This window comes from Pseudonocardia parietis, from assembly GCF_017876315.1.
In the GTDB taxonomy this organism is placed as follows: Bacteria; Actinomycetota; Actinomycetes; order Mycobacteriales; family Pseudonocardiaceae; genus Pseudonocardia; species Pseudonocardia parietis.
Genome location: NZ_JAGINU010000001.1, coordinates 2,172,056 through 2,187,712 on the forward strand (window position 1 = coordinate 2,172,056; position 15,657 = coordinate 2,187,712).

The following is a 15,657-nucleotide window of genomic DNA, read 5'->3' on the forward strand; positions in this document are numbered from 1 at the left end:
CTACGCCTGCGGGGTGACCTCCGGAGGGCCCATCGCGTCCGGGCCGCGCCGGTCGGTGCGCAGCTCGACGGTCACCTCGCGGGTCCCGCCGGTGTGCCCGGCCGCGAGCGACGCGCGCAGGTGCAGTGCCGCGGTGAGCACGAACCGGTGCTCCTCGGGGTGGGTCAGGGTGAAGTGTCCGAGCCCCTCGGGGCTGCCGCGGCCGAGTCCGGCCAGCGACACCGCGACATCACCGGCGTCACCGGCGTCACCGACATCATCGGCGTCACCGACAGCGGCGCGGCTACGCAGGTCGCCGATCCGGGCCAGCGGCGCGCCCGGTGCGTACGGGTCGCGGATCGCCGAGCCGCCGGACAGCGCGCGCAGCAGGCGGGCCGGCGCGGCGAACAGCGTCTCGGTCAGGGTCGAGCCCGCGACCAGCGACATCGGCGACGACACGACCTCCAGCAGCGGCAGCTCCGGGGAGTGTCCGATGTAGCTGCTGTGGATGTCACCGCCGACGGTGACGGTCGGGCGGCCGTCCCGCGCCGCGACGAGGCCGTCCCAGAACCGGGCGTACTGGTCGGGATAGTCGGCGATCTGCAGGTCGAGTGCCCGCTCCACCCGGGCGCCGAGCGGGCGGTCGCGCAACCGCGTCCGGTACGGGGGCACGAGCAGCGGCTGTGGACTGACCAGCACCAGGATCGGGGCCTCGGCGGCGATGGCGAGCACCCGGTCGAGCTGCTCGTCGTCGACGAACGCCGAGTACCGGTGATCGTCGGTCCGCCGGGTGCGCCGGGTGCGGGTGTCGAGCAGGGCGATCTGTACCTCGTCGAGGTCGATCCGCTGCACCAGCTGGTTCAGCGGCCGGTGCACCTCGCCGCGCGGGCCGTGCCGCGGCGGCCGGAGCGGATCCGCGGCCGGGTCGTCGTCGAGCTCACCGCGGGTGATCCGGCCGGTGTCGCGGTCCCGGACGCTCGGCGTCTGGAACGAGCCGAACAGGTCGAACGCGCTGCGGCCCCAGGCGTCCCACTCGTCGGGGTGCGGCGGGTGGTAGTTCTGCACCAGCGGGTCGGACGGCGGCGGGCCCGGGTCGGCCGGGTACGGAATCTCCGTTCCGGCCCGGTGGCGCAGCGCGGCGAGCCGGCGGCGCAGCTCGCCGCGACCGGCCCGGCCGATGTTGGCGTAGGAGTGCCGCGCCGTCACCGAGGCGTGCGGCCAGCCGTTCCAGAACTCGTGGTCGTCGGGCAGGAACCAGTGCGGGCCGTGGCCCATCAGCTCGCGCATCCCGAGATGGCGGTGCTCGCCGTAGCGTTGCATGCCCCACGACGTCCAGTACTCGAGCAGCCCGTACGTGCGCGGCGTGCTGCGGGCCATGGTGCCGTAGAACTTCGCGGGCGCGTCGGCATAGACCTGGTCGCCGGTGAGCAGCGTGAGGTCCGGGGCGGCGACGTGGTCGCGCAGGTGCCGGAACGCGGCGTCGAGGGCGTTCGTGGTGTCGGTGTCGGCGTCGTAACAGGACCCGACGAGCGCGGTGAGCGAGCCGCCGACGTCGATCCGTGGCGGCAGTGTCCGCACCCGGCAGGACCCGCGGCGGTGCTCCTCGCGCAGCCCCGGCACCGGGGCGAGCTCGACGGTCGCCTCGCCCCACGCGTCCGGCTCCAGGTGATCGACGACGACGTGGCCGTGGAAGAACCGGGTGTCCGGCTTCCAGCCGGAGACGGCCCGCTCGCTGTCGAAGCCGAACCGCAGCAGCGTCGTCGTGACGCGTGCGTCGCCGGCCGGGCCGGTGACGGTCACCGTGGCGTCCACCGTCTCGGCGTCGCAGTCGTGCACCAGCGTCCCGATCCACAGCCGGACCTGCCGTACGCCGGCGTCCTTCTCCACCACGGACAGTCCGGGCTCGATGTCACCCTCGGGGCCGCCGCGGTGACCGAGCAACCACTGACCGAGCCGGAACAGGGCGTGCTGGAAGCGCTGCGCGGTAGGCCCGGTCACGGCCCCCACCCTGTCAGGCCGGGCGGCGGAACTGCTCGGCCACCTGCATGACGTACTCGCCGTACCCCGACCCCGCCTGCCGGACCCCGAGCGCGTGGCAGGCGTCGGCGTCGATGAACCCCATCCGCAGGGCGACCTCCTCGAGGCAGGCGATCCGCACGCCCTGGCGGTTCTCCAGGACCCGGACGTACTGCCCGGCCTCCATCAGGGACTCGTGGGTTCCGGTGTCGAGCCACGCGAAGCCGCGGCCGAGGTCCTGCAGGTGGGCGCGGCCGCGTTCGAGGTAGGCGCGGTTGACGTCGGTGATCTCGAGCTCGCCGCGGGCGGACGGGGTGATCGAGGCGGCGATGTCGACGACCTCGGCGTCGTAGAGGTAGAGGCCGGTGATCGCGCGGTCCGAACGGGGATGTGCGGGCTTCTCCTCGATGGACAGCAGCGTGCCGTCGGGCCCGGCCTCGCCGACGCCGTAGCGCTCGGGATCGCGGACGGGGTAGCCGAACAGCACGCAGCCGGCCTCACCGGAGCCGACCTGGGCGGCCCGGCGGCGGAGCAGGTCGCCGAACCCGGCGCCGTGGAAGATGTTGTCGCCCAGCACGAGCGCCGACGGGCCACCGCGGACGTGGTCGGCGCCGATGACGAACGCCTCGGCGAGGCCCCTGGGGTGCTCCTGGATCGCGTAGGTGATCGTCAGGCCGAGCTCGGAGCCGTCGCCGAGCAGGCGCTGGAAGCCGGGCAGGTCGTGCGGGGTGGAGATCAGCAGGATCTCGCGGATGCCGGCCAGCATGAGCGTGGTCAGCGGGTGGTAGATCATCGGCTTGTCGTAGACCGGCAGCAGCTGCTTCGACACGGCCCTGGTCAGCGGGAACAACCTGCTGCCGGTACCGCCGGCGAGGACGATGCCCTTCACGCGTTCAGTCCCATGTGGATGTCGAGGGAGTCCCGCCACGGTGGCATCGCCACGTCCGCCCGGATCAGCAGGCTCAGATCCAGAACGGAGTTCGCCGGCCGCCGTGCCATCCCGGGCTTGTCCACCGTGTACTGCGCGGTCGTCACCGGCCGGACGTCGCCGGGGGAGCGGCCGCAGCGGGCGAACACCTCGCGTGCCAGGCCGTGCCAGCTGACCGGTTCGCCGTCGTTCGTCACGTGGTAGGTGCCGTGCTCCCGCCCGGCCAGGGCGATCAGCGCGGCGGCGAGGTCGGAGGCGAACGTCGGCCGGCCGATCTGGTCGTCGACGACGGTGGGGGAGACGCCCTCGCGGGCCAGCCGGGTCATCGTCGCGACGAAGTTGGCACCGTCGCCCACCACCCAGCTGGTGCGGGCGATCACGTGCCGCGGGGCCGCCCGTACCGCCAGCTCACCGGCCGCCTTCGAGGCGCCGTACACGCCGAGCGGTGCGAGCGGGGTGTCCTCCGGCATCGGGCCCGGCGTGGTGCCGTCGAAGACGTACTCGGTGGAGACGTGGACCAGCGTGAAGCCGTGCCGGGCGGCGGCCGCGGCGAGGTGCGCGGGGCCGAGCGCGTTGGTCCGCCATGCCGCCGCGGGCTCGGCCTCCGCCCGGTCGACGGCGGTGTGCGCGGCGGCGTTGAACACCACGTCGACGCCGGAGAAGTCGTACGCGGCGACGGCGTCGGCGTCGCCGATGTCCAGGCCGTCCCGTCCCAGCGCCACGGCGTCGGGCAGCGCCGCCGCGAGCGCCCGGCCGAGCTGCCCGTTCGCACCCAGCACACACGCGCGCACGTGCCCACCTCCTCGCCGTCCGACGCGGCGACTCTGACACGCTGACCGGGCCGGACGACGAGCGGGGAGGGCCTGTGCGGGTTGTGGTGACCGGGGGAGCCGGGTTCATCGGCTCGCACTTCGTGCGGACGGTGCTGGCCGACGGCTATCCGGGGCTCGCCGGGGCCGAGGTCGTCGTGCTGGACGCCTTCACCTATGCCGGGCGCATCGAGAACCTGGACCCCGTGCGCGACGATCCGCGGCTGCGGGTCGAGCGCGGTGACATCCGGGACCCGCAGCGGGTCGGCGAGGTGCTGGCCGGGGCCGACCTGGTGGTGCACTGCGCGGCCGAGACCCACGTGGACCGCTCGATATCCGGCGCGGCGGACTTCGTGACGACGAACGTGACGGGCACCCAGGTGCTGCTCCAAGCCGCGCTCGACCTCGGCGTCGGCCGGTTCGTGCACGTCTCCACCGACGAGGTGTACGGCTCGATCGAGCACGGGTCGTGGCCCGAGGACCATCCGTTGGAACCGAACTCGCCCTACAGCGCCGCGAAGGCCGGGTCCGACCTGCTCGCCCGCTCCTACCACCGCACGCACGGGCTCGACGTGGTGATCACCCGCTGCTCGAACAACTACGGGCCGCACCAGTTCCCGGAGAAGGTGATCCCGCTGTTCGTCACCCGCCTGCTCGACGGGCGGACGGTGCCGCTCTACGGCGACGGCGGCAACGTCCGGGACTGGCTGCACGTCGACGACCACTGCCGCGGCATCGCCCTGGCGGCCCAGAAGGGTCGCGCCGGCGAGATCTACAACATCGGTGGCGGCACCGAGCTGACCAACCTCGAGCTCACCGGACGGCTGCTGGCCGCGGTCGGGGCGGGCGAGGAGATGATCGAGCGGGTGCCGGACCGCAAGGGCCACGACCGTCGCTACTCGGTGGACTGGTCGAAGATCCGCGACGAGCTGGGGTACGAGCCCCGCGTGCCGTTCGACCGCGGCCTGGCCGGCACCGTCGCCTGGTACCGCGACAACCGTTCCTGGTGGGAGGCGGTGAACCGGTGAAGGTGACCGAACTGGGCATCGACGGGGCCTGGCTGTTCGAGCCCACGACGTTCCCCGACCACCGCGGGTCGTTCACCGCGCCGTTCCAGGGCTCGGCGTTCCGCGAGGCACTCGGGTTCGACCTGCACGTCGCCCAGTCCAACCGGTCGGTGAGCCGGCGCGGGGTGATCCGGGGGCTGCACTTCGCGGACGTGCCGCCCGGGCAGGCCAAGTACCTGCACGTGGCCGCGGGCGCCGTCCGGGACGTGATCGTGGACCTGCGGGTCGGGTCGGCGACGTTCGGCAGCTACGAGGTCGTCGACCTGGACTCCGAACAGCCGAAGGCGGTCTACCTGGCCGAGGGGCTCGGGCACGCCTTCCAGGCGCTGGCCGACGATACGACGGTCGACTACCTGTGCTCGGCCTCCTACGACCCGGCGGCCGAGCACGGCATCACCCCGCTCGATCCCGACCTCGCCCTCCCGTGGGCCGATGACCTCGAACCCGTCCTGTCCGACAAGGACCGTGACGCGGTGACCCTGCAGCACGCCCTGGTCAGCGGGATGTTGCCCACACGCAAACTGTGCGACGCCCGTTACGAGCAGCTCCGGGCGGGCCGTTAGTCTCCGCCCATGTCGGAGAGCAACCAGCCGTTGAAGATCTCGGTCATCGGCTGCGGCTACCTCGGTGCGGTGCACGCGGCGTCGATGGCCGAGCTCGGCCACGAGGTGGTCGGCATCGAGGTCGACGTCGACAAGGCCGAGGCCCTCGCGGCCGGGCGGGTGCCGTTCTTCGAGCCGGGGTTCGAGGAGCTCCTGGCACGCTCGCTGGAGTCCGGGCGGCTGACGTTCTCGCCGGACATGCGGGCGGCGAAGGGCGCCGCGGTGCACTTCCTCTGCGTCGGCACCCCCCAGCGGCGCGGTGAGTACGCGGCCGACCTGAGCTACGTGGAGGCGGCGACGGCGTCGTTGCTGGACGTGCTGGGGCCCGGCGAGCTGGTGGCGGGCAAGTCGACCGTCCCGGTGGGGACGGCCGCGCGATTGGCCGCGCTCGTCGCCGAGCGGGTGCCCGACGCCGGCCTGGCCTGGAACCCGGAGTTCCTGCGGGAAGGGTTCGCCGTGCAGGACACCCTGCACCCGGACCGGATCGTCTACGGCGTCGCCGACGACGCGACCGGCCCGGACGCGGAGGCACTGCTGGACCGGGTGTACGCCTCGATCGTCGCGACGGACACCCCGAAGGTCGTCACCGACTACGCGACCGCGGAGATGGTCAAGACCGCGGCGAACTCGTTCCTCGCCACCAAGATCTCGTTCATCAACGCGATGGCCGAGCTGTGCGAGGCGACCGGCGCGGACGTCAAGCAGCTCGCCGACGCCATCGGGCACGACGACCGGATCGGCCGCAAGTTCCTCAACGCGGGCCTCGGTTTCGGCGGCGGCTGCCTGCCCAAGGACATCCGCGCCTTCATGGCCCGGGCCGGCGAGCTGGGCGCGGACCAGGCGCTGACCTTCCTGCGCGAGGTCGACAACATCAACATGCGGCGGCGGATCCGGATGGTGGAGCTCGCCCGGCAGGTGTGCGACGACTCGCTGCTCGGCAAGCGGATCGCGGTGCTGGGCGCGGCGTTCAAGCCGAACTCCGACGACATCCGGGACTCCCCGGCCCTCAACGTGGCCGCGCAGCTGCAGCTGCAGGGGGCGAACGTGCGGGTGACCGACCCGGAGGCCGGGGCGAACGTGCGCAGGCACTGGCCCCAGCTCGACTTCGTCGGGACGCCCGAGGAGGCCGCCGAGAACGCCGACGCCGTGCTGCTGCTGACCGAGTGGAAGCAGTACAAGGAGCTCGACCCGGCGACGTTCGGGGCGCTCGTGCGGACCCGGCGGGTGCTCGACGGGCGCAACGCCCTCGACCGGGAGACCTGGGAGGCCGCCGGGTGGACCTACCGCGCGCTGGGGCGCCGGAACGTCTGAGCCGTTCCGCTGCTCGCCACGGCGACGCGTCCCACCAGGGGTACGGCAGCGCTGTCCTCTCATGATCGGACAGCGCTCAGGTGCCCCTCGCGGGAGCCGGGGCCGCGAGTCGCGGGCGGCGGTACGCGGCGGTATCACTTGCAGGTGACCTCTCATCCCGTGCTCTCCGGTTCGGACCGGGAATCCTTCGGTTCGATGCACCGGCGCTCCACCCCGCGCGAGGAGCGCTACCGGATCGGCAAGGCCCTGCGGAGCACCGCGCCCCGGTCGACGCTCGCGTCGTGGTCGTCGGCGCTGCGCCGGGTCGACCCGGTCGGGCTGGTCGAGGAGACCAACGCCGGGCGGGTGAGCGAGCTCGTTCCGCTGCGGATCCAGCGGATGAGCACCTCACCGCACGCGTTCCTGCGCGGGGCCGCGGCCCTGCACGCCGCCGACTTCGCCGTGCTGCCCGCGAGCGGGATCCGCCCGGTGATCTGCGGCGACGCACACCTCGGCAACTTCGGCTTCTACGCATCGCCCGAGCGCGAGCTCGTCTTCGACCTCAACGACTTCGACGAAGCCCACCCCGGCGCCTGGGAGTGGGACCTGCGCCGGCTCGTCGCCTCCACCTGGGTCGCCGGCCGGGACTCCGGTGCGTCCGAGCGGCGGTGCGAGGAGGCCGTCGCCCGCTGCGTGCACGCCTACGCCGAGCACCTGCGCACGCTGGCCGAGCAGCCGCTGCTCGCCCGCTCGTTCGACGTCATGGACGTCGAGTCGCTGCGCGGGGACGCCGACCACAAGACCGCTCGCCGGGCCATCGACAAGGCCGCCGAGCGGGCCCGCAGGCGCACCTCGGACCGGGCGCTGCCGCGGTTCGTCACCGACGAGGGTGGCGAGCGCCGGATCGTCACCGAGCCGCCGCTGATCACCCACCCCGACGACGAGCGCACCGAGCGCATCGTCGCCGCGCTCGACGACTACCTCGCCACGCTGCCGACGCACTGGGCGCGGATCCTCGGCGGCTACCACGCCACCGATGTGGCCCACAAGGTCGTCGGCGTCGGCTCGGTCGGGCTGCGCGCCTACCTCGTGCTGTGCGAGGGATCCAGCCCGGACGACGTGCTGTTCCTGCAGCTCAAGCAGGCACGCCGGTCCGTCGTCGCGCCGTACGTGCACGGTGACGAGGCCTGGCACGCCCACCAGGGACAGCGCGTCGTCGAGTACCAGCAGGCGCTGCAGACCGTCTCCGACCCGCTGCTCGGCTGGACGACGATCAGTGGACGCCAGTGCGGTGCCCAACAGTTCTACGTACGTCAGTTCCGCGACATGAAGGGCGCGATCGTGCCCGACAAGCTGGACGCCCCCGCCCTGGCCGACTACGCCGACATCTGCGGCAAGCTGCTCGCCAAGGGCCACGCCCGCACCTCCGGCGCCTCCATGATCGCCGGTTACCTGGGCAAGGGCGGCAAGGTGTCCGACGCCCTGTGCACCTTCGCCCGCGCCTACGCCGACCAGACCGAAGCCGATCACGACGCCCTGCTGCGGGCGATCCGGTCCGGGCGGCTGTCGGATCGGACACCTGAGCAGGTGCCCGGCGGAGCCATCGGCTAGGTTCTGGGCCCGTGACCGTCGTCGAAACCCTGTTGGTCTTCGTGGTCGCGCCGGTGGTTCTGTACTTCGCGATCTGGATCGTGATCGCGATGCGCAACCGGAGCGGCCGCCCCCGCTACAACGCGGGTGACCCGTGGCCGTACGAGCCCCTGTTCTGGATCGCCAACCCGGCCGGCGCCGCGCACCCCGCAGCGCACGCGTCGGCCGACGGCAGTGACGCACGAGGAGGTACCGGTGGCAAGTGGTAGCGGTGTCGCCGTTTTCCAGGGCAACGAGGACGAGCTGCCCGAGGGCTCGGTCGTAACGAGCTCCGGCCGCCTGTCGGTGGCCGAGGAGTTCCAGGAGCCCAAGGCCTCCGACCAGCCGTTCACCCCGGTGCAGCTCACCCGGCTGGACGACGCGCTGACCCTCACCAGCCGCGAGACCGGCCTGCGGTTCGCCCTGTACCTGGGCGACCTGGGTGCCGACGCCCGGAAGACGGCCGTCGACCTGCACAGCCGGATCGAGGGCTACGACGAGGCCGTCCTCGTCGCCGTCAGCCCCGAGCAGCGGCTGCTGGAGATCGTGACCGGGTCCGAGGCGAAGGTCCGCCTCCCGGACCGGGGCGCGAAGCTCGCGCTGATGAGCATGGTCGCGTCGTTCAAGGAGGGGGACCTGTTCGCCGGGCTCCTCTCAGGTCTGCGGATGCTGGCAGACCAGGCGGGCAGCCGTTCCTGAGCGAGGTGCGCCGCGAACGGGCGTACGCCTCTAAGGTGTGCCCATGTCGCGTTCCGCGAGGGCGGTTCCCTGATGGGCGCCGCCAGCCCGATCCTGATCGTCGACGACCACGAGCTGGTCGGTTCCGCGCTCGCGCTCAACCTGCGCGCCGAGGGTGAGGACGCGACCTTCGCGCCGGTCCGTTCCGCGGCGGGTGTGCTCGAGCACGCCCGCCGGGGCGTCCCCGGCCTGATCGTCCTGGACCTGGATCTCGGCCGGGACCCGGACGGCAACCGGATCGACGGTGCCCGGCTCGTCGCCCCGCTGGTCGAGCTCGGCTGGCGGGTCGTGATCCTCTCCGGGAGTTCCGACGCCGGCCGGGTCGGCGCCGCGCTGGAGGCGGGCGGGTTCGTGTTCGTCCCCAAGCACGCCCCGTTCCCCGCCCTGCTCAACGCGATCCGCGAGGCCAGGGCCGGACGCTCGGTGATGCCTCCGGGCCGCCGTGAGCAGTTCATCAAGCTGTACCTCGACCGCGACCGCGAGCGCCGTGACCTGCACGCCAGGATCGGCAAGCTCACCCAGCGCGAGCGTGAGGTGCTCGCGCTGCTGGCCGGGGGAAAGCGTGCCCATGCCGTCGCCGATCACTTCGTCGTGTCGCTCGCGACGGTCCGGACACAGATCCGGGCGGTCCTGACCAAGCTCGAGGTCGGCTCCCAGCTCGAAGCGGTAGCGCTCTACCGGAAGGCTGCCGGTATCTGACCTGCGGAACCGCTGACTCCCGCCCTCTCCCAACAGGTGTTTCCTTCGACCTATGATGCGGTGTTCGTCACCGTGAGGGATTCGGAGGATCAGCGTGGCCGCCGGTAGTTTCAGTGGTGTCCTCGGCCGGCACCGCCGTGCGCGGTTCGTCGCCGGGCACCTGGCGGACGTCCTGGTGGTCGTCACCCTGTGTGTGCTCGTCGTCGCGGTCACCCGGCCCGCCGTCGTCGCCGGCCGGATCGACGTCACCGCCGCGACCTCGATCCTGACCCTGGTCGCGGCCGCGGTGGGCTCCGCCGCCGCGATCGTCGCCCTGGTCACCGGCCGGCTCACCGGGGACCCGCGGCCGTCCTGGTTCGGGGCGGCACTGCTGCTCTACGGCGTGATCGTGCTCCCCCTGTCGGCACTGGTGATCCAGGCCCGGCCCGGCGGAGTGGCGCGGCTGGCGGTGCTGGCGATGCTCGCGGTCGGGATGTGCATCCTGATCGCCGCGCTGCGCCCGCCGCCCCGGCTGGGCGCCTGGGGCGGCTGGGCGCTGTTCGCGGTCGCGCTCGCGGTCGGGGCTGCGGTGGCGAGCCAGGGGGAGAACGCCGTCACCGTCGTGCTGGCGCAGAGCCCGCTGTCGTCGGTCCTCGTCCAGGCGGGCTGGGCGATCGTCGCGTTGCTGTTCCTGCTCGACGGGTACCGCAGGCAGAGCCGGGTGCGGTCCCGGGTCGGCCTCGGCCTGCTGACGATCGCGGTGTCCCAGCTGTACCGCGCCGTCGTCCCGGGCGAGCCGGTGGCCGGGCTGGTGTACCCGTCGCTGCGGATCCTCGGGATGGCGGTGGTGCTCTCCGCCCTGCTGACGATCGCGCTGCGTGCGGTGAGCGACCTGCAGGACGACTACGACCGGCTGATGGAGACCGTCGGCGACGCGACCCGGCTGCTGGAACGGGCCGCGGGTCAGGCCGCGGAGCGCGACCACGAGCTGCGCAACGGCCTCGCCGGTCTCGCCGGCGCGGCCTACCTGCTCTCGCACGACAGCGGTGACGAGCGGACCGGCCAGCTGCGCGACTCCGTGCTGACCGAGCTCGGCCGGCTGCGCGAGATGCTCGAGAACCCGGTCCTGGCCCCGTGTCCCGACTCCGCCGCCGACGACACCCCCGACCCGTTGGTCGACGAACGGGACGCCGAGCTGCTCGATCTGGGGCCGGAGTTCGCGCCGTCCGGGCCGGTCCCGCGGGCCGGGAACGGCCACGCGCACCGGGTCGAGGCCGTGCTGCGCCAGCTGGTCAGCCTCCGCGACGGGCAGCCGATCACCCTCGACGTCGAGGACGGTCTCCCGGTCGTGGCGGCCCCGGAGACGGTGACCCGCCAGGTCGTCACCAACCTGCTCGCCAACTGTGAGCGGCACGCGCCCGGCGCACCGGTGGAGGTCCGGGGGCGCACCGCGGACGCCCCGGGGTACGTCGTCGTCGAGATCCGCGACTCCGGGCCCGGCCTGCCCGGCGGCCAAGAGACGCTGGCCATCACCCGCGGCGTGCACGACGAGGCCGCCGGAGGCTCCGGGCTCGGCCTGCACATCAGTGCGCAGCTGGTCCAGGAGCACGGTGGCGAGCTCGTCCTCCGGACGGCGCACGATCCGCGAGGATGTGTGGCCGTGCTCACGCTTCCGGCTGTCACCTGATCGGGTGTGGCGATCCGCTGTGACCAGCGGCTTCGGTACCGAGGGCGACGTCGTTCGCACGCTGTGACTTCCGCGGAGCCCGCGACGCTCGCATACTGGGTGCCGCGACGGCATGGTCCGCGCCGACGACGTCGGGCCGCCGTCCGTACGAAGGAGGTCACCATGGCGCATCCGCACAACGGTGCAGCCGGTCCGGGTCCGCACGGACGCCGGACTGCGTCGTACCCCTCGACCCCCTCTGCCGCGGTGCTCACACCGCCGACCGGACTGCCCGCCGTCGAACCCACGGCCACCCCGCAGATCCCGCAGCAGCGGACCCCGGCCGAGCCGGTCGCCCCGCCGCCGGCGGCGGACCCGGCGCTGCGGCTCTGTGCCTGCGGGCACGAGGAGGACGTGCACGAGCACTACCGGCCCGGTAGCGACTGCGGTTCGTGCGGCTCGCGCGCGTGCGGCTCGTTCCGGCCGGCCGACGCCGAGCGCTCCCGCAACCCGCTGGCCAGGCTGTTCCGCCGCCGCTGAGCGGAGCTTGCGGAGCGAACATCTGAGCTGACGACAACACCTACGCCGAGGGCCCCGGGAGTTCGTTCCCGGGGCCCTCGGCCGTGCTCGGGGCGCTACGGCTGCTCGACGGCGGTCGCCTCGCCCGGCGTGCTCGGTGTCGGCAGGCCGTCGAACTCCCGGGCGGCCAGCGCCCGGACGATGCCGGCCCGGCCCTCCGAGACCAGCCGGCGCAGCGCGGCCGGCTTGGAGTCCCCGGCCAGCCAGGCGTCGGCGGCGTCGACGGTCTCCCGGCGCACCGCCCAGGACGGGAACAGCCCGACCACGACGTTCTGCGCCAGCTCCGAGGTCCGCCGCGCCCACACGCCGTCGATCTCGGCGAAGTACCGCTCGACGTAGCCGTCGAGCAGGTGGCGCTGCGCGGGGTGCGAGAACCCGGCGATGGCGGCCTCGTTGATCGCGTTCGGCAGGCTGTCGTCGTGCACGGCACGCTGCCAGGCCCGCTCCTTGGCCTCGGCGGCCGGGATCAGCGCGCGGGCCCGCTCGGCCTGCCGGGCGCCGGTCGAGGTCGGGTCGCGCTGCTCCTCCTCGATGATCTCGGTCTCGCCCGCTGCGCCGTGCGCGACCAGCGCGTGCAGCAGTCGCCAGCGCAGGTCGGTGTCGACGGTCAGCCCGTCCGGGACCGTGACGTCGAGCAACCAGCCCTTGAACGCCTCGAGGGTGACGTCCGGCAGCACCGACGCGGCCAGCGCGTTGACCACGGCCAGCTGCACGTCCGACCCGGCGGGTGCGGTGTCCAGCCGGAACCGCATCGCGTCGGTCAGCAGCGGCCAGCCGCGCTCGGCGGCCCACTCCGGGGTGCAGTACGACGCCGTCGCCGTCTGGGCCTGCAGCAGCAGCCGCGCCGCGACCCCGATCTCGGACTCGGTGTCGAACCCGCCGGCGACCAGCGTGACGAAGTCGCGGGCCTTCAGCTCGGCCTCACGGGTCATCTCCCACGCCGACGACCAGCACAGCGTCCGCGGCAGCGGCTCGGCGATGTCGCCGATCCGGTCCACCAAGGTGGCCAGCGAGCCCGGGTCGAGACGCAGCGCGCAGTAGGTGAGGTCGTCGTCGTTGACCAGCACCAGCTTGCCGCGGGGCAGCCCGACCAGCTCCGGGACCGGGGTCCGCTCGCCGGAGACGTCCAGCTCCACCCGGTGGGTCCGGACGAGTTGGCCCGAGGCCGGGTCGTCGTCGTACACGCCGACGGCGATCCGGTGCGTGCGCAGCTCACCGGCGCCCGGGTGGGCACCGCCCTGCACGACGTCGAACGACACGAACTTGCCCGCCTCGTCGACCTGGAACGACGGACGCAGCAGGTTCAGGCCGGTGGTGCGCAGCCACTGCGCGCCCCAGTCGGACAGGTCCCGGCCGGATGCCTTCTCCAGCGCGCCCAGCAGGTCGTCGAAGGTGGCGTTGCCCCAGGCGTGGGACGCGAAGTAGTCGCGCAGCCCGGCCAGGAACGGCTCCAGCCCGACGTAGGCGACCAGCTGCTTGAGCACCGACGCGCCCTTGGCGTAGGTGATGCCGTCGAAGTTGACCTCGACGGCCTGCAGGTCCGGGATGTCCGCGGCGATCGGGTGCGTCGAGGGCAGCTGGTCCTGCCGGTACGCCCAGGACTTCTCCAGGTTCGCGAAGGTCGTCCAGGCGTTCGTGTACTCGGTGGCCTCGGCCTGGCAGAGCACGCTGGCCCAGGTCGCGAACGACTCGTTGAGCCACAGGTCGTCCCACCAGCGCATGGTCACGAGATCGCCGAACCACATGTGCGCCATCTCGTGCAGGATCGTCTCGGCGCGCCGCTCGTAGGACGTGCGGGTGACCCGGGACCGGAAGACGTAGTCCTCCAGGAACGTGATCGCGCCGGCGTTCTCCATCGCGCCCGCGTTGAACTCCGGGACGAACAGCTGGTCGTACTTGCCGAACGGGTAGGTGACCCCGAAGTTGCGGTGGTAGAAGTCGAAGCCCTGCCGGGTCTCGGTGAAGATCCGCTCGTGGTCCATGTGCGGGGCCAGCGAGGAGCGGCAGTAGATGCCCAGCGGGATCTCGGCGTGCTCGTCGCGGTAGGTGTCGTGCCAGCTCGCGTACGGCCCGGCGATCAGCGCGACCAGGTAGGTCGAGAGGATCTCGGTCCGCTCGAACCGGTGCACGCCCTTGTCGACGGTGGCCGGGGCGTTGGAGATGACCTTCCAGTCCTCCGGCGCGGTCACGGTGATCGTGTACCGGGCCTTGAGGTCGGGCTGGTCGAAGCACGGGAACAGCCGCTTGCAGTCGGCCGTCTCGAACTGGGAGTAGAGGTAGACGGCGTCGTCGACGGGATCGACGAAGCGGTGCAGGCCTTCACCGGTGTTGGTGTAGAGGCCGGTCGCGACGATCGTCAGCTCGTTGTCGGCGGCGAGGTCCGGCAGGGCCAGCCCGTCCTCCTCGGTCCAGCTGCCGGCATCGAGTGCGGTGCCGTTGAGCGTCGCCGAGGTGATGCCCGCACCGACCCACTCGATCCAGGTGCTGCCGCCCGGCTCCGCCGCGGAGAAGCGCACGGTCGTGGTGACGGCGAAGGTCCGCTCGGACGGAGCACCGGCGCCGTCGGTCAGGTCGATCGTGACGTCGTAGGTCGAGACGGCGAGCAGCGCCGCGCGCTCCTCGGCCTGGACACGGGTCAGGTTGGGCGGGGTCATGGAGGTGGTCTTGTCCTCTCCGAGGGTGGGGTCGTCGGCATCCAATCACGTGCATCGTGGCGGGGCCCGCGGAATCTCCGGCGGTCACCCGTCGTTGCGCCGGGCATGACGACTGCTGCTGGTAACGGCCGTGCCCGCATCGACGTGTGGTTCGACCCGCTGTGTCCGTGGGCCTGGCTGACCTCTCGCTGGGTGCTGGAGGTCGAGAAGGTGCGCGACGTCGACGTCTCCTGGCACGTGATGAGCCTGTCGGTGCTGAACGAGGGCCGGGACCTGCCCGAGCAGTACGCCGAGATGATGACCAAGGCCTGGGGCCCGGTGCGGGTGTGCATCGCCGCGGCCGAGCAGCACGGCGAGCAGGTGCTCGGCCCGCTGTACACCGCGCTCGGGGAGCGGATCCACAACCAGGCCAACAAGGACTTCGACGACGTCGTCGCGGGGGCGCTCAAGGAGCTCGACCTCCCCGAGTCGCTGGCCGGCGCCGCGCACTCGACCGAGTGGGACGAGAAGCTGCGGGCCAGCCACCACCAGGGCATGGACCCGGTCGGGCTCGACGTCGGGACCCCGACCGTCCACGTCGACGGCGTCGCCTTCTTCGGCCCGGTCATCTCCCGGGTCCCGAAGGGCGAGGAGGCAGGCCGGCTGTTCGACGGCGCCCGGCTGATGGCCGAGAACCCGCACTTCTTCGAGCTGAAGCGGACCCGGACCGAGGACCCGTCCTTCGACTACTGATCCCAGGGCCACCGGCTGCCGGCTGCGCGTGGTCGGGCTACCGGCTCGGCTACGTGTGTACGTCGGTATGGGGAGCAGCTCGGGTTCGTGGGGCGCGCGCGGTCGGTGATCAGCGAGTCGTGTGTGATCGGTGCCAGATCTGACACCGATCCTGCACGACTCGCCGATCACGCCCGCGCGGGCGGATCCGGCCGGCGTCCTGGTGCTGTAGACCCGCTGCGTCGCACCCCATCGGACGACCTCGCAGCGCTTCACCTGGTGCGCGGCCCCGCGGGGTGCGATGCCTGGGT

The 15,657-nt window shown here is 72.6% G+C and carries 14 protein-coding genes; 10 read left to right on the top strand and 4 right to left on the bottom strand.

Annotated elements, in window-relative coordinates; translation table 11 throughout:
• The 3 genes from JOF36_RS10245 to rfbD are packed head-to-tail and all read right to left on the bottom strand — an operon-like array spanning position 1 to position 3,714.
• Positions 1-1,977 carry an alkaline phosphatase D family protein gene (locus tag JOF36_RS10245; protein WP_210026410.1) on the bottom strand — a complete coding sequence of 659 codons (1,977 nt, stop codon included), beginning with the start codon at positions 1,975-1,977 and terminating at the stop codon, positions 1-3.
• 13 nt (positions 1,978-1,990) lie between these two features.
• Positions 1,991-2,884, bottom strand: a complete 894-nt coding sequence (gene rfbA / locus JOF36_RS10250; protein ID WP_210026411.1) for a glucose-1-phosphate thymidylyltransferase RfbA — start codon at positions 2,882-2,884, stop codon at positions 1,991-1,993.
• On the bottom strand, positions 2,881-3,714 hold the full coding sequence (rfbD, locus tag JOF36_RS10255) for a dTDP-4-dehydrorhamnose reductase (protein WP_210026412.1): 834 nt from the start codon (positions 3,712-3,714) through the stop codon (positions 2,881-2,883). Before rfbD ends, rfbA begins: the two co-directional genes overlap by 4 nt.
• Before the next feature lie 74 nt (positions 3,715-3,788).
• Here rfbD and rfbB point away from each other — a divergent pair, with 74 nt between their 5' ends.
• From rfbB to JOF36_RS10300, 9 genes are all read left to right on the top strand, one after another.
• The gene (gene rfbB / locus JOF36_RS10260; RefSeq protein ID WP_210026414.1) at positions 3,789-4,760 is read left to right on the top strand and encodes a dTDP-glucose 4,6-dehydratase; all 972 of its coding nucleotides are present in this window, start codon (positions 3,789-3,791) and stop codon (positions 4,758-4,760) included.
• Positions 4,757-5,362, top strand: a complete 606-nt coding sequence (locus JOF36_RS10265) for a dTDP-4-dehydrorhamnose 3,5-epimerase family protein (protein WP_210026416.1) — start codon at positions 4,757-4,759, stop codon at positions 5,360-5,362. Before rfbB ends, JOF36_RS10265 begins: the two co-directional genes overlap by 4 nt.
• 9 nt (positions 5,363-5,371) lie before the next feature.
• Positions 5,372-6,712: a UDP-glucose dehydrogenase family protein gene (locus JOF36_RS10270; protein WP_210026418.1), complete on the top strand. Its 1,341-nt coding sequence runs from the start codon at positions 5,372-5,374 to the stop codon at positions 6,710-6,712.
• Between the two features lie 144 nt (positions 6,713-6,856).
• Complete coding sequence (locus tag JOF36_RS10275; protein ID WP_307862301.1) at positions 6,857-8,302, top strand: DUF2252 domain-containing protein; 1,446 nt, start codon at positions 6,857-6,859, stop codon at positions 8,300-8,302.
• 11 nt (positions 8,303-8,313) lie between these two features.
• Positions 8,314-8,550: an aa3-type cytochrome oxidase subunit CtaJ gene (ctaJ, locus tag JOF36_RS10280; protein ID WP_210026420.1), complete on the top strand. Its 237-nt coding sequence runs from the start codon at positions 8,314-8,316 to the stop codon at positions 8,548-8,550.
• Positions 8,537-9,019, top strand: coding sequence for a DUF5130 family protein (locus JOF36_RS10285; RefSeq protein WP_210026422.1), 483 nt, complete (start codon positions 8,537-8,539; stop codon positions 9,017-9,019). Before ctaJ ends, JOF36_RS10285 begins: the two co-directional genes overlap by 14 nt.
• A gap of 72 nt (positions 9,020-9,091) precedes the next feature.
• Positions 9,092-9,757 (top strand): response regulator transcription factor, encoded by a 666-nt coding sequence (locus JOF36_RS10290; RefSeq protein WP_210026424.1) that lies wholly within the window; start codon positions 9,092-9,094, stop codon positions 9,755-9,757.
• 94 nt (positions 9,758-9,851) lie between these two features.
• On the top strand, positions 9,852-11,423 hold the full coding sequence (locus tag JOF36_RS40825; protein ID WP_210026426.1) for a sensor histidine kinase: 1,572 nt from the start codon (positions 9,852-9,854) through the stop codon (positions 11,421-11,423).
• A gap of 246 nt (positions 11,424-11,669) precedes the next feature.
• A complete protein-coding gene (locus JOF36_RS10300) occupies positions 11,670-11,942 on the top strand; it encodes a hypothetical protein (RefSeq protein WP_210026427.1) in 273 nt (90 codons plus the stop codon).
• 95 nt (positions 11,943-12,037) lie between these two features.
• On the opposite strand, the gene pepN is transcribed toward JOF36_RS10300, so the two are convergent.
• The gene (pepN, locus tag JOF36_RS10305; protein WP_210035351.1) at positions 12,038-14,635 is read right to left on the bottom strand and encodes an aminopeptidase N; all 2,598 of its coding nucleotides are present in this window, start codon (positions 14,633-14,635) and stop codon (positions 12,038-12,040) included.
• Positions 14,636-14,740: 105 nt separating this feature from the next.
• Between pepN and JOF36_RS10310 the strand changes: the two genes are divergently transcribed.
• Positions 14,741-15,367, top strand: coding sequence for a mycothiol-dependent nitroreductase Rv2466c family protein (locus JOF36_RS10310; protein WP_210026429.1), 627 nt, complete (start codon positions 14,741-14,743; stop codon positions 15,365-15,367).
• The last annotated feature ends 290 nt before the right edge of the window (positions 15,368-15,657 follow it).

Bases quoted from the DNA above. Each gene is read 5' to 3' on its own strand.
- JOF36_RS10270 (WP_210026418.1), top strand. From the start codon at position 5,372: ATGTCGGAGAGCAACCAGCCGTTGAAGATCTCGGTCATCGGCTGCGGC.
- JOF36_RS10290 (WP_210026424.1), top strand. From the start codon at position 9,092: ATGGGCGCCGCCAGCCCGATCCTGATCGTCGACGACCACGAGCTGGTC.
- pepN (WP_210035351.1), bottom strand. From the start codon at position 14,635: ATGACCCCGCCCAACCTGACCCGTGTCCAGGCCGAGGAGCGCGCGGCG.
- JOF36_RS10310 (WP_210026429.1), top strand. From the start codon at position 14,741: ATGACGACTGCTGCTGGTAACGGCCGTGCCCGCATCGACGTGTGGTTC.